The organism is Citrobacter sp. CK199 (assembly GCF_030333285.1).
Taxonomy (GTDB): Bacteria; Pseudomonadota; Gammaproteobacteria; order Enterobacterales; family Enterobacteriaceae; genus Citrobacter_B; species Citrobacter_B koseri.
Window position 1 is genome coordinate 645,763 of record NZ_JAOWGF010000028.1, and the last position, 13,149, is coordinate 658,911.

The following is a 13,149-nucleotide window of genomic DNA, read 5'->3' on the forward strand; positions in this document are numbered from 1 at the left end:
TTCGTTGCAGGTCGGATAAGGGATTTACGTCGCCATCCGGCAAAAGGTTTGTAAAGGGAGCCTGATGCTTAATTATGTGCTTAAGCGCCTGCTGGGGTTGATTCCGACTCTGTTTATTGTGGCGGTGCTGGTGTTTTTATTTGTTCATCTGTTGCCTGGCGATCCGGCGCGGCTGATTGCCGGGCCGGAGGCTGACGCGCAGGTGATTGAACTGGTGCGACAGCAGCTTGGTCTCGATCGGCCGTTGCATGTCCAGTTCTGGCATTACATGACTAACGTGTTGCAGGGTGATTTCGGCACGTCGATGGTGTCTCGGCGTCCGGTATCGGCAGAGATTGCCAGCCGCTTTATGCCGACGCTGTGGTTGACCATCACCAGTATGGTATGGGCGGTACTGTTCGGGATGACCGCCGGAATTATCGCCGCCGTCTGGCGTAATCGCTGGCCGGACAGACTCAGCATGACGCTGGCGGTAACCGGGATTTCGTTCCCGGCGTTCGCGCTGGGGATGCTGCTGATGCAGATATTCTCCGTTGAGCTGGGGTGGTTGCCGACCGTGGGCGCAGATAGCTGGCAGCACTATATTCTTCCCTCCATCACGCTTGGCGCCGCCGTTGCGGCCGTGATGGCGCGCTTTACCCGAGCTTCGTTTGTGGATGGCCTCAGTGAAGACTATATGCGCACTGCGCGCGCGAAAGGGGTCAGCGAAACCTGGGTGGTGCTGAAACACGGTCTGCGTAACGCCATGATCCCGGTTGTGACCATGATGGGGTTGCAGTTTGGCTTTCTGCTCGGCGGTTCGATTGTCGTCGAGAAGGTCTTTAACTGGCCCGGACTGGGGCGATTGCTGGTTGATTCAGTGGAAATGCGCGACTATCCGGTAATTCAGGCTGAAGTGCTGCTGTTTTCCCTGGAGTTTATTCTTATCAATTTAGTGGTGGATGTGCTCTATGCCGCCATTAACCCGGCTATCAGGTACAAGTAAGGATGCGATTATTTAACTGGCGCCGTCAGGCGGTTTTAGATGCCATGCCGCTGGTCAAACCCGACCGGGTGCGTACGCCGTGGCATGAATTCTGGCGGCGTTTTCGCCGTCAGCATGTGGCGATGATCGCAGGGATATTTGTGCTGTTGCTGATCCTGGTGGCGATATTCGCCCGCTGGCTAACGCCTTTCGATGCGGAAAATTACTTTGATTACGATCGCCTGAATGACGGTCCTTCGGCGGCGCACTGGTTTGGCGTGGACTCGCTGGGGCGGGATATTTTCAGCCGCGTCCTGGTCGGGGCGCAAATTTCGCTGGCGGCCGGTGTTTTCGCCGTCTTTATCGGCGCGGCGCTTGGCACGGTGCTTGGGCTGGTTGCGGGCTATTACGAAGGCTGGTGGGACCGGCTGATTATGCGTATTTGCGATGTGCTGTTCGCGTTTCCGGGCATTCTGTTAGCGATTGCGGTCGTGGCGGTGCTCGGTAGCGGTATTGCGAATGTGATTATCGCCGTCGCTATCTTTTCTATCCCCGCGTTTGCCCGTCTGGTGCGCGGAAACACATTAGTGCTGAAACAGCAGACGTTTATTGAGTCGGCGCGCAGTATTGGCGCCAGTGACGCGACGATTTTGTTCAACCACATTTTGCCCGGCACGGTCTCGTCGATCGTGGTCTTTTTTACTATGCGCATCGGGACGTCGATTATTTCTGCGGCAAGCCTGTCGTTTCTGGGGTTAGGCGCGCAGCCGCCAACGCCGGAGTGGGGGGCGATGCTCAATGAAGCGCGGGCGGATATGGTCATCGCGCCGCATGTGGCGATTTTTCCGGCGGTGGCGATTTTCCTGACGGTGCTGGCGTTTAACCTGCTGGGCGACGGGCTGCGCGACGCGCTGGACCCGAAGATTAAGGGGTGAATGTCGAACCGTAGGCCGGATAAGGCATTTATGCCGCCATCCGGCGCAATGCCTGATGGTGACGCTGAAGCGTCTTATCCGCCTACGAGTTTTACGATAATTTGGGCGAATTAAACGCGGCTGCCCCACAGGTCATATTCGTCGGCGTTATCAACTTTCACGCGGATAACGTCGCCGGGTTTAACGTTGGTTTCACCGTTGAGGTAGACCGCGCCGTCGATTTCCGGTGCGTCGGCCATGCTGCGGCCAATCGCGCCTTCTTTGTCAACCTCGTCGATAATGACCAGGATTTCGCGACCCACTTTCTCTTGCAGACGTTCTGCGGAGATCTGCTGTTGCAGCTGCATAAAGCGGTTCCAGCGCTCTTCTTTCACCTCTTCCGGCACCTGATCCGGCAGCGCGTTCGCACCAGCGCCTTCGACCGGGCTGTACTTGAAGCAGCCGACGCGATCCAGGCGCGCCTCTTTGAGGAAGTCGAGCAGCATCTGGAAATCGTCTTCCGTCTCGCCAGGGAAACCAACGATAAAGGTCGAACGCAGGGTCAGTTCCGGGCAAATCTCACGCCACTGTTTGATGCGCGCCAGTTGGCGATCGACAGCGCCCGGACGCTTCATCAGTTTGAGAATGCGCGGGCTGGCATGTTGCAGGGGGATATCCAGATACGGCAGGATTTTGCCTTCCGCCATCAGCGGGATCACGTCATCAACGTGCGGATAAGGGTAGACGTAGTGCAGGCGCGTCCAGATGCCCAGTTTTGACAACTGCTCGCAAAGGTCGACCATGCTCGTTTTTACCGGCTCGCCGTTGTGGAAACCGGTGCGGTGCTTCACATCCACGCCGTAAGCGGAGGTATCCTGGGAGATGACGAGGATCTCTTTCACGCCCGCATCGACCAGACGTTTGGCCTCGCTTAACACTTCGCCAATCGGACGGCTGACCAGATCGCCGCGCATGGACGGAATAATGCAGAAGGTGCAGCGATGGTTGCAGCCTTCAGAAATCTTCAGGTAGGCGTAGTGACGCGGGGTCAGCTTAACGCCCTGTTCCGGCACCAGGCTCAGGAACGGGTTGTGCTTTGGTTTTGGTACGTAATGGTGAACGTGTTCCAGAACCTGCTCATAGCTATGCGGCCCGGTGATTTCCAGCACTTTAGGGTGCACTTCACGGATCTGATCGACTTTCGCGCCCAGGCAGCCGGTGACGATCACCTTGCCATTTTCAGTCAGCGCTTCACCAATCGCTTCCAGAGACTCCTGTACGGCGCTGTCGATAAAGCCACAGGTATTGACGATCACCATGTCGGCGTCGTCGTAGCTCGGTACGACGTCATAGCCTTCGGTACGCAGTTCAGTCAGGATTCGCTCCGAATCAACCAGGTTTTTCGGGCAGCCCAGGGAAACGAAGCCGATTTTCGGCTGGCGGGTTACATTGCTCATAGCTTAAAAATTGTTCATTTATTGGAATGGTCAGGGCAGGGATTCTACAGAGATCCGGGCAAAAAATGTATCGCTATCTCATCGCCTGTGCGGGTAAGCGCGCCACGGGGTTTATAGCAAATATGTAAAGTATGTTAATACCGAGTGAATTATTGATCTCAGGCAGCACTTTGTTCAAAAAATGACCATACTATTAAGTTGCAGTATGGTTGGAAAGAGGAGGAACAAGGTATGGTCGTTGACAGACTAAGAACCGAGCTACTTAACAAGCTGATAAACGCCCGAATCGATCTCGCCGCTTATTTGCAGTTAAGAAAGGCGAAAGGCTATATGTCAGTCAGCGAAAGTGATCATCTGCGTGACAACTTTTTTGAACTGAATCGTGGGCTTCACGATAAATCACTGCTGCAAGGTCTGCATCTGGATCAGGAAGAATGGAATGCTTTACATCGTGCTGAAGGCGCACTGGCAGCCGCCGCAGTATGTCTCATGAGCGGACACCATGACTGTCCGACGTTTATCGCCGTCAACGCAGAGAAACTTGAAAACTGTCTGACAACATTGACGCTGAGTATCCAGAGCCTGAAAGCGCAATCACCGCTTGAACAGGTCTAAGTCAGGGGGAGGCGACTCCCCCTTTTCGTTAAGTTTTTGTAAAAATCATTCCGCGCTGTCCCTTGCTGACTACGCTTTAACGCAGGGTCATACAGGAGGCGGTATGCGTCGGACACTTTTCTCTGTTGCCTTATTGGCACTGTTTTCTCCCTTCGTGAATGCGGAAACCCCGGCGGTGAAGGTGGAGGTTTTGCAGACCAAACTTGATCACCCTTGGGCGCTGGCTTTTCTGCCGGATAACCGCGGTATGTTGATAACTCTCAGAGGCGGCCAGCTTCGTCACTGGCAGGCGGGTAAAGGGCTTTCCGATCCGATAACGGGCGTGCCGAAGGTCTGGGCGAACGGGCAGGGGGGGTTACTGGACGTGGCGCTCGCTCCTGATTTTGAGCAGTCTCGCCGCGTCTGGCTCAGTTTTTCTGAGGCCGATCGCGAGGGGAAAGCCGGAACGGCGGTAGGCTTCGGGCGACTCAGCGATGACCTGAAGCATCTGGAGGAATTCCAGACCGTTTTTCGTCAGATGCCGAAACTCTCAACCGGTAATCATTTCGGCGGACGACTGGTTTTTGATGGCAAAGGCCATCTGTTTATCGGGCTTGGCGAAAATAATCAGCGCCCTACCGCACAGGATCTGGACAAGTTGCAGGGCAAAGTGGTGCGCCTGACCGACCAGGGGAGCGTGCCGCCGGATAATCCCTTTGTGAATCAGACCGGCGCGCGCCCTGAGATCTGGTCGTACGGCATACGTAACCCGCAGGGTATGGCGATAAACCCGTGGAGCGATGCGTTGTGGTTGAATGAGCATGGCCCGCGCGGCGGCGATGAAATCAATATCCCCGAAAAAGGTAAAAATTATGGCTGGCCGCTGGCAACCTGGGGCATCAACTACAGCGGCTTTAAAATCCCGGAAGCGAAAGGTGAAATTGTCGAGGGAACGGAGCAGCCGATCTTCTACTGGAAAAAATCGCCAGCGGTCAGCGGCATGGCGTTTTATAACAGCGACACGTTCCCTCAATGGAAGCAGAAACTGTTTATCGGCGCGCTGAAAGAGCAGGATGTGATTGTCCTGAGCGTTAACGGCGATAAGGTGACGGAGGACGGACGGATTCTGGGCGACAGAGGGAAACGTATTCGCGATGTGCGCGCAGGACCCGACGGTTATTTATATGTCTTAACCGACGAGTCCGACGGAGAACTGCTGAAAGTCAGCCCACGCGCTTAGCTGACCGGGATCATCACCGTTTTACGAAACGCCGGGCGTTCGGTAAGTTGCTGATACCAGCGCTCAAGGTGAGGGCGCGGCGTCCAGCTCAGGCCAACGTTAAACAGGTTGTAGACGAAGGGGGCGATCGCGATATCCGCCGTGCCGAACTCCGCGCCGGAGAACCAGGTCTGGCTGGCCAGCGCCTCATCAAGAATGCCAAACAGGCCGTCGCAGACGTTGGCGCCGGCGTCAATCGCTGCCTGGTCGCGCTGCTCCGGCGGGGTGCGGACTAAACCCATCAGGATCACGCGATGCGCCGGGCTTAACGTCTGGTTTGCCCAGTCCATCCACTTTTCCCCTTCTGCCCGTCGCGCCGGAGAGTCTACCCACAGACGCTTTTGCCCATACTGCGCCGCCAGATAGCGGACGATGGTATTGGACTCCCAGAGCAAAACGTCCGTTTCATCATCGCGCAGCAGCGGCACCAGGCCATTCGGGTTCATCGCCAGATAGTCAGCGTCATGATTCAGCCCGAACTGCCCGCCTGCCAGAATTTGCGTATAAGGCAGCTCCAGTTCGTCGAGCGTCCATCGCACTTTTTTGACGTTGGTTGAGTTATTCCGTCCCCACAGCGTAATCATAGTTACCCCTCAAATTGTTCTGCAATCGGTATCCGACTCGTCCCATGGTGGGATAAAGCTAACATTTACGCAACAGCTTGCAAAAAAATCCTCACGGAGGCAGCGCAGCGTGGCGTTATTGCATAAACTTTAAAAACTTTACCAACTTACGGTTTCTTTAAGTTCGTTAGTGCGTTATTACTCACCGCACTTATAACACGGTGGTATGGCGTGTTTTTTTGGAATGGATACTCGGGTGGCATTTATGACGCAATACTCTTCTTCCCTTCGTAGTCTTGCTGCGGGTTCAGCACTCTTATTCCTTTTTGCGCCGACGTTACAGGCGGCTGAGCAGACAACGGCGCCGCCGAGCGTTGATGCGCGCGCGTGGATTTTAATGGACTATTCCAGCGGCAAGGTGCTGGCGGAAGGCAACGCCGACGAGAAACTGGACCCCGCCAGCCTGACCAAAATTATGACCAGTTACGTCGTCGGGCAGGCGCTGAAGGCCGGAAAAATTCAGCTTACGGATATGGTGACGGTAGGAAAAGACGCCTGGGCCACGGGCAACCCGGCTCTGCGCGGTTCGTCGGTCATGTTTCTTAAGCCCGGAGATCAGGTCTCGGTATCCGATCTCAACAAGGGTGTGATTATTCAGTCGGGTAACGACGCCTGTATTGCGCTTGCGGATTATGTTGCCGGAAGCCAGGAGTCGTTCATTGGTTTGATGAATGGTTACGCGAAAAAACTGGGGCTGACCAACACAACGTTCCAGACGGTTCACGGCCTGGATGCGCCGGGGCAGTTTAGTACCGCGCGTGATATGGCGCTGCTGGGCAAAGCGCTGATCCATGATGTGCCGGAAGAGTACGCCATTCACAAAGAAAAAGAGTTCACTTTCAACAAGATTCGCCAGCCGAACCGTAACCGCCTGCTGTGGAGTTCTAATCTGAACGTTGACGGCATGAAAACCGGGACAACGGCAGGTGCCGGATACAATCTGGTGGCCTCTGCGACTCAGGGAGATATGCGTTTGATCTCCGTCGTGCTGGGGACGAAAACCGATCGCATCCGTTTTAATGAGTCAGAGAAATTGTTGACCTGGGGCTTCCGCTTCTTTGAAACGGTGACACCCATTAAACCTGACGCGACTTTCGTGACTCAGCGCGTCTGGTTTGGGGATAAGAGCGAGGTGAATCTGGGCGCGGGAGAGGCGGGTTCCGTGACGATTCCGCGCGGACAGCTGAAAAACCTGAAGGCCAGCTTTACGCTGACGGAACCGCAGCTGACCGCGCCGTTGAAGAAAGGTCAGGTTGTCGGCACCATCGACTTCCAGCTCAACGGAAAGTCCATTGAACAGCGTCCGCTGATGGTGATGGAAAACGTGGAAGAGGGCGGCTTCTTTGGGCGGATATGGGACTTCGTCCTGATGAAATTCCACCAGTGGTTTGGCGGCTGGTTCTCTTAATCGCGGTGCCGGACGGCGCTAACGCTTATCCGGCCTACGATACGTGCATATTTGTAGGCCGGATAAGGCGCGGTAGCGCCGCCATCCGGCAAACCTTACATCAATACATCAACGTAATGCGCTGCGCTTTGGCATAATCGACAAACTCATCGTCGGGGCGGCAGTCGCTCACTACCGCATCAAAACGCGTTAATTCGCCCATCCGCGCGGGTCGCACCTTGCCGAATTTACTGTGATCCACCACCAGGACATGGTATTGCGCCATCGACATGGCCCAGTGTTTCACCGGCAGTTCTTCGAGGTTAAAACAGGTTGCCCCTTTGCTGATATGAACGCCTGCGGCGGAATAAAAGGCGATATCAGGGCAGATATTATTCAGGGTTTCCTGAAAATCGAGCGGTTTGAAAATGGCGTTGCTGGCGTGAAATTCCCCGCCGCACAGAATCGCCCGGCACAGCGGTTTTTCCTGGAGCGCCAGAAACGTATTCAGGGAATAACAGACGGCGGTGAAAGGCAATTCGTTATCAATGGCTTCAATGATCCACGGCGTGGTGGTGCCGCAGTCAAAAAAAATCGTCTGATGCGCCTGTACCAGACCGGCGGCCAGCTGCGCGGCGCGGCGCTTCTCTTCAACCAGGCGGGATTTTTGATCGCTCAATAAATAATGGCTGGCGCTGCGGGGTTCCAGAACAATATACCCGCCCAGTAACACGACGGGCGCGCTTTTATTATTCAGGTCGCGACGAATGGTCATCTCCGATACGCCCAGCAGAGTCGCGGCTTCTTTCAGGTGTAATTTATCGCTGCGTTTTAGCGCTTGCAGCAATTGACCAATACGCTCGTCGCGTCGTGTTTCCATAATTCCCCTGGACAGTTGAATAAGCACTCTGCACAGTACAGAGCGCTTAATACTACTCTTTTTTCACCAGGTTAGTCACGTACCCAGCCTTTACGAATGGGCAGCGCGAAGCAGACGCGGTAGCACGTTTGTAGGCCGTGGTAGAGAGCAACCCCATATTTTTGCCACAGCATTTGCGTGCTCAGGCAGCCGATCATCCCGACCAGCAAACCGCCGAGCATATCCAGCGGCCAGTGAACGCCGAGGTAAACGCGTGACCAGGCAACCGTCACGGCCAGCGCCATGAGCAGTACGCCAGACCAGACGCGGTGCCAGAATAAAAACGCCAGCGCAAAGGTAAAGACAACGGTGCCGTGATCGCTCGGGAAGGAGTCATCGGGCGCGTGATGCAGGAAGTTATAGCCGATACGATCGACAAAAGGGCGATCGTGCGGGAAAAGATGCCCCATTATCCAGGAGATCGTCAGGCTGATGAGCAGCGCGATACCCATTTTAATCACCAACTGGCGTTGAGCGCAGACCCGATCGCGCGGCCCCCATAACCAAAGCACAACGGCCAGCAGCGGCACGATGTTAATCAAATCTCTGGCAATGAAAATGGCCAGAGCGATCATCCACTGTGCGGAGTCGGGGGTGGCATTGATTAAGTAAAACAGCGAGTTGTTAAGGTTTTCCAGCATAACATCCAGACTCAGTGCAGTGATTAAACGAAACGACCCTACGTGCTCCGGGTAAGGGCGAGAATACAAAGTGCCGCAACGGGGGGAAAGCGGTATTGTCTTATTTACCTGTAAAATGAGGAAATTTAAGACAATGGCGCGAGCTTATTCGCCATGATAGCGCCAGCAACTTAAATTAACCTTAAAGCAAAAGGTCACGAAGGATGATTATGTAAAAATGTGCGCATTTTGTTTTTAAATCACATAATTCGCTATCTCAGGTAACGTACTTTCATTACACTTTGCGCGATTTTTTATTTGCGAAGAGATTGCATGCAAAACCTTTCACAAACAGGCGTCCGGCTCGGACGTCAGGCACTGCTTTTCCCTCTCTGTCTGGTGCTTTACGAATTTTCTACGTATATCGGCAATGATATGATCCAGCCGGGGATGCTGGCGGTGGTGGAACAGTATCAGGCCGGGATCGACTGGGTTCCGACCTCGATGACCGCCTACCTGGCGGGCGGGATGTTTTTGCAGTGGCTGTTAGGGCCGCTGTCGGATCGTATTGGACGCCGCCCGGTGATGTTAGCGGGCGTGATCTGGTTTATCGTCACCTGCCTTGCCACACTGCTGGCGCAAAACATTGAACAGTTCACCCTGCTGCGTTTTTTACAGGGGGTAAGCCTGTGCTTTATTGGCGCCGTGGGGTACGCCGCCATTCAGGAATCCTTTGAAGAAGCGGTGTGTATCAAAATTACGGCGTTAATGGCTAATGTTGCCCTGATTGCGCCGCTGCTGGGGCCGCTGGTGGGCGCCGCCTGGGTGCATGTTCTGCCGTGGGAAGGGATGTTTGTTCTGTTTGCCGTACTGGCGGCGATTGCTTTTGTCGGCTTACAGCGCGCGATGCCGGAGACCGCGACCCGCCTCGGCGAGAAGCTGTCGCTTAAAGAGCTGGGGCGGGATTACAAGCTGGTGCTGAAAAACGTGCGGTTTGTTGCCGGCGCGCTGGCGCTGGGGTTCGTCAGCCTGCCGCTGCTGGCGTGGATTGCCCAGTCGCCGATCATTATCATCAGCGGTGAGCAGCTCAGCAGCTATGAATATGGCTTGTTGCAGGTTCCTGTCTTTGGCGCGCTGATTGCCGGGAATCTGGTGCTGGCGCGGTTGACCTCCCGGCGAACGGTGCGCGCATTGATTATCATGGGCGGCTGGCCGATTGTGGCGGGATTGCTGATCGCCGCAGCCGCGACGGTGGTCTCTTCCCATGCATATCTATGGATGACGGCGGGTCTGAGCGTCTACGCTTTTGGCATCGGCGTGGCGAACGCGGGGCTGGTGCGTCTGACCCTGTTCGCCAGCGATATGAGCAAAGGCACGGTTTCTGCGGCGATGGGGATGTTGCAGATGCTGATCTTTACCGTGGGTATTGAAGTGAGCAAGCATGCTTATCTGAGCGGCGGCAACGGCTTATTCAGCCTCTTCAACCTGGCGAACGGCATTCTCTGGCTGCTGCTGATGGTTATCTTCCTGAAAGACAAACGGGTAGGGGATTCACGGGAAGGGTGAGGCCGTCCGGCGCAGCGCCATCAGGCCTCAAAGAGGCATTACCCACAGAACGGGGCTTCGTTTTTCAGCACGCGGTCGATAACGTCCAGCACGCCTTCCGCGTTATTCGAGCCCGCCCGATATTTCGCTGCAGAGGCCACCGCCGCTCCGGCGTTTTCCATCGCAAAACTGAAGCCGGCCTGACGCAGCATCTCAATATCATTGCCGCCGTCGCCAAACGTCACGACCTCATCATTGTTAATCCCCCAGCGTTGTTGCAGCAGACGCAAGCCGTTCGCTTTGTGTACGCCGGGAATGATCAAATCGATGCTGCCGTAACCGGTGTGAACCGGCACCATGATATCGCCAATCGCATCATGCAGCGCCGTCTGAACCTGGGGAATACGGTCATCAGTAATGTTGAGGCCGAATTTAAAGAACACGTCATTGATGTTGTCGAAGCTGTCCACGAACTCAAGGCGATGGTAGTACATCGCCGCAACCTGTTTCAGTTCATCGTTGTACTGTTTCAGGGTATAGGCGCTGTTTTTACCGCAGGCGATGATTTCAATATCCGCGCGGGTCAGCAGATGATCGACAACGGCAGCAAAATCCTCTTTCGCCAGTTCGCCGTTGAACACGTCTTCGCCCTCGCTGACCACCCAGCCGCCGTTTTCAGCGACAAAGGCGATTTCGTGGGCGATCTCTGGAAAGAAAGAGATTAACTGGTAATACTGATTACCGCTGGCGACCACAAAACGGATGCCTTTCTGCTTCATTAGCCGGTACTGCGCCATAAACCGGTCGCGATTATAGGTTTTTTGATCGCTCAAAAAGGTGCCGTCCATGTCTACCGCAATTAGCTTGATACCCATTAACTATTCTCCATAACAGATTGAGTGTTTGATGTCGGTTTGGCGACAGCCTTCGCGACAAGAGCAGCCAGGATGACCAGCGCCAGCACAACCAGCATTGCGCTGCGCAAACCATAATGTTCGCCAAGATAGCCCAGCAGCGGCGGCCCCACCAGGAAGGCCAGATAACCGGTTGTCGCCACCACGCTGACGCGGGTTGGCGCGTCCGGGCCGGTATCGCTGGCCGCTGAAATCGTTAGCGGGAAGCCAAGCGACGCCCCAAGCCCCCAGAGAATAACGGAAACGCCCGCGACCCAGGCGCTGTCGACGAAGATAATCAGACCAATACCGAGCGCTCCCATTAGCGCGCTGGCGCGGACTACCGCCACGCGGCTATAACGGTCGATAAACCAGCCGCCGGTAAAGCGCCCGACGGTCATACCGAGCGTAAAGCCCGCATAAATCAGCGAGCCGGACGTTGGGCTGAAGCCGTGACCATCCACCATCAGAAGCGGCAGCCAGTCGTTGGCGGACCCTTCAGCGAAGGCCATCGCCAGTACCACCACGCCGATCAACAGTAGCTGGACATCGCGATAAAAAGGTACGCCTTTTTCCGTTGTGTGGGCGCCGTCGGCGGCGTTTTTCCCCGTGCCGTCGGGAATGGCGCGAATAGCAATAAAAATGGGGACGATCGCGACGAGAGCCGCCAGCAGGATATGAGCGTTGGCAGGGACGTTAAAGGCGGTTAGCGCCATGCCGACGCCAGCGCCAGCCAGCGTACCGAAGCTGTAAAAACCGTGCATCATCGGCAGGACGGTTTTATTCATTTCACGTTCAACCGCCGCCCCTTCAACGTTGATAGCGACTTCGGCGGCGCCAAAGCTGGCGCCGAATACGCCTAAGCCAAGCGCAAAAACCAGCGGAGAAGCGAACCACAGCGCAATGCTGAGGATAACCATCCCCGCAACGGCGCAGGACATGGTGGTCTGAATGACGTTGCGCGTGCCAAATCGCTTTACCAGCCAGGCGGAACACAGAATACCGCTCATCGAACCGATGGAAAGCCCAAACAGCACCGCCCCCATTTCTGCCGTTGATACCGAAAGGATATCGCGAATGGCGGGGGTGCGGGTTGCCCATGAGGCCATCAACAGCCCAGGCAAGAAGAAGAACATAAAAAGCGCCCAGGTCCGGCGTCTTAAGGCTTTACGTGATGAGATGGCGGTCATTGATTCAAACTGAAAAAAGAGAATACAGGGGACAACACTAGCAAGTTTGTGTACATTTGTACACAAACGTGATGAGAGGAAAAGCAGTGCGACGAGCTAACGATCCCCTGCGGCGAGACAAAATCGTTCAGGCCACGCAGGAAGCGATAATAACGCATGGCATTCACGGCGTTACGCACCGCAAAATCGCGGCGATAGCGCAGGTGCCGCTCGGGTCGATGACCTATTATTTTTCGGGAATCGATGAGTTGCTGATCGAGGCGTTAAGCCGGTTTACAGAAACAATGTCGCACCAGTTTCAGTCATTCTTTGCCGATGTCACGAACGTTCAGGACGCCTGTCACGCCATTACCGACATGATCTACAGCTCGCTGGTGACCACGCCAGATAATATGGAGCTGATGTACCAGCTGTATGCCTTCGCCAGCCGAAAACCGGCGCTGAAAACGGTGATGCAGAACTGGATGCAGCGCAGTCAGCAAACGCTGGAGCAGTGGTTTGAACCGGTGACCGCCCGCGCGCTGGACGCGTTTATCGAAGGCATGACCCTCCATTTCGTCACCGACAGAGCGCCTTTAACGCGGAAAGATATTCTGGTCATGGTGAAGCGTATTGCCGGGCAGGCGTGAAATTCAGGCAACAAAAAACCCATCAACCTTGAACCAAAATGGCGGGGTTGATGGGCTCCACAAATTGGGGACATCAAAGAAAAGCAGTGGCACTAGTTATGACTGACGCCTTGAAGAAAAGTTCTGCTTACCTGC

General features: G+C 55.1%; 13 protein-coding genes. 7 read left to right on the forward strand and 6 right to left on the reverse strand.

Going from position 1 to position 13,149, the window contains the following annotated elements; all coding sequences use genetic code 11:
- Positions 1–64: 64 nt before the first annotated feature.
- The gene (gene gsiC / locus OGX75_RS18015) at positions 65–985 is read left to right on the forward strand and encodes a glutathione ABC transporter permease GsiC (RefSeq protein WP_286451383.1); all 921 of its coding nucleotides are present in this window, start codon (positions 65–67) and stop codon (positions 983–985) included.
- 2 nt (positions 986–987) lie between these two features.
- The gene (gene gsiD / locus OGX75_RS18020; RefSeq protein ID WP_012133126.1) at positions 988–1,899 is read left to right on the forward strand and encodes a glutathione ABC transporter permease GsiD; all 912 of its coding nucleotides are present in this window, start codon (positions 988–990) and stop codon (positions 1,897–1,899) included.
- Between the two features lie 110 nt (positions 1,900–2,009).
- Here gsiD and rimO read toward each other — a convergent pair whose 3' ends face one another.
- Positions 2,010–3,335: a 30S ribosomal protein S12 methylthiotransferase RimO gene (rimO, locus tag OGX75_RS18025; protein ID WP_024130502.1), complete on the reverse strand. Its 1,326-nt coding sequence runs from the start codon at positions 3,333–3,335 to the stop codon at positions 2,010–2,012.
- 231 nt (positions 3,336–3,566) lie between these two features.
- On the opposite strand from rimO, the gene bssR reads away from it, so the two are divergent.
- On the forward strand, positions 3,567–3,950 hold the full coding sequence (bssR, locus tag OGX75_RS18030; RefSeq protein ID WP_024130501.1) for a biofilm formation regulator BssR: 384 nt from the start codon (positions 3,567–3,569) through the stop codon (positions 3,948–3,950).
- Positions 3,951–4,053: 103 nt separating this feature from the next.
- Positions 4,054–5,169: a PQQ-dependent sugar dehydrogenase gene (locus OGX75_RS18035; protein ID WP_047457915.1), complete on the forward strand. Its 1,116-nt coding sequence runs from the start codon at positions 4,054–4,056 to the stop codon at positions 5,167–5,169.
- Here OGX75_RS18035 and OGX75_RS18040 read toward each other — a convergent pair.
- Positions 5,166–5,792 carry a glutathione S-transferase family protein gene (locus tag OGX75_RS18040; RefSeq protein ID WP_049008548.1) on the reverse strand — a complete coding sequence of 209 codons (627 nt, stop codon included), beginning with the start codon at positions 5,790–5,792 and terminating at the stop codon, positions 5,166–5,168. The two genes, OGX75_RS18035 and OGX75_RS18040, sit on opposite strands and share 4 nt — an antisense overlap.
- Before the next feature lie 244 nt (positions 5,793–6,036).
- On the opposite strand from OGX75_RS18040, the gene dacC reads away from it, so the two are divergent.
- Positions 6,037–7,239, forward strand: coding sequence for a serine-type D-Ala-D-Ala carboxypeptidase (gene dacC / locus OGX75_RS18045; RefSeq protein WP_024130500.1), 1,203 nt, complete (start codon positions 6,037–6,039; stop codon positions 7,237–7,239).
- Between the two features lie 100 nt (positions 7,240–7,339).
- Here the strand turns inward: dacC and deoR are convergent, their stop codons facing one another.
- Positions 7,340–8,098, reverse strand: a complete 759-nt coding sequence (gene deoR, locus OGX75_RS18050) for a DNA-binding transcriptional repressor DeoR (RefSeq protein ID WP_058668858.1) — start codon at positions 8,096–8,098, stop codon at positions 7,340–7,342.
- A 71-nt stretch (positions 8,099–8,169) separates the two neighbouring features.
- Positions 8,170–8,778: an undecaprenyl-diphosphate phosphatase gene (ybjG, locus tag OGX75_RS18055; protein WP_012133117.1), complete on the reverse strand. Its 609-nt coding sequence runs from the start codon at positions 8,776–8,778 to the stop codon at positions 8,170–8,172.
- A gap of 312 nt (positions 8,779–9,090) precedes the next feature.
- Here ybjG and OGX75_RS18060 point away from each other — a divergent pair, with 312 nt between their 5' ends.
- Positions 9,091–10,323 carry an MFS transporter gene (locus tag OGX75_RS18060; protein WP_058668863.1) on the forward strand — a complete coding sequence of 411 codons (1,233 nt, stop codon included), beginning with the start codon at positions 9,091–9,093 and terminating at the stop codon, positions 10,321–10,323.
- 38 nt (positions 10,324–10,361) lie between these two features.
- Here the strand turns inward: OGX75_RS18060 and OGX75_RS18065 are convergent, their stop codons facing one another.
- Together OGX75_RS18065 and OGX75_RS18070 are read right to left on the reverse strand one after the other, a co-directional pair.
- Positions 10,362–11,177, reverse strand: a complete 816-nt coding sequence (locus OGX75_RS18065) for a Cof-type HAD-IIB family hydrolase (RefSeq protein WP_115609454.1) — start codon at positions 11,175–11,177, stop codon at positions 10,362–10,364.
- The gene (locus tag OGX75_RS18070) at positions 11,177–12,385 is read right to left on the reverse strand and encodes an MFS transporter (protein ID WP_024130499.1); all 1,209 of its coding nucleotides are present in this window, start codon (positions 12,383–12,385) and stop codon (positions 11,177–11,179) included. Before OGX75_RS18070 ends, OGX75_RS18065 begins: the two co-directional genes overlap by 1 nt.
- 86 nt (positions 12,386–12,471) lie before the next feature.
- Between OGX75_RS18070 and OGX75_RS18075 the strand changes: the two genes are divergently transcribed.
- Complete coding sequence (locus tag OGX75_RS18075; RefSeq protein ID WP_115626526.1) at positions 12,472–13,014, forward strand: TetR/AcrR family transcriptional regulator; 543 nt, start codon at positions 12,472–12,474, stop codon at positions 13,012–13,014.
- Positions 13,015–13,149: the final 135 nt, after the last annotated feature.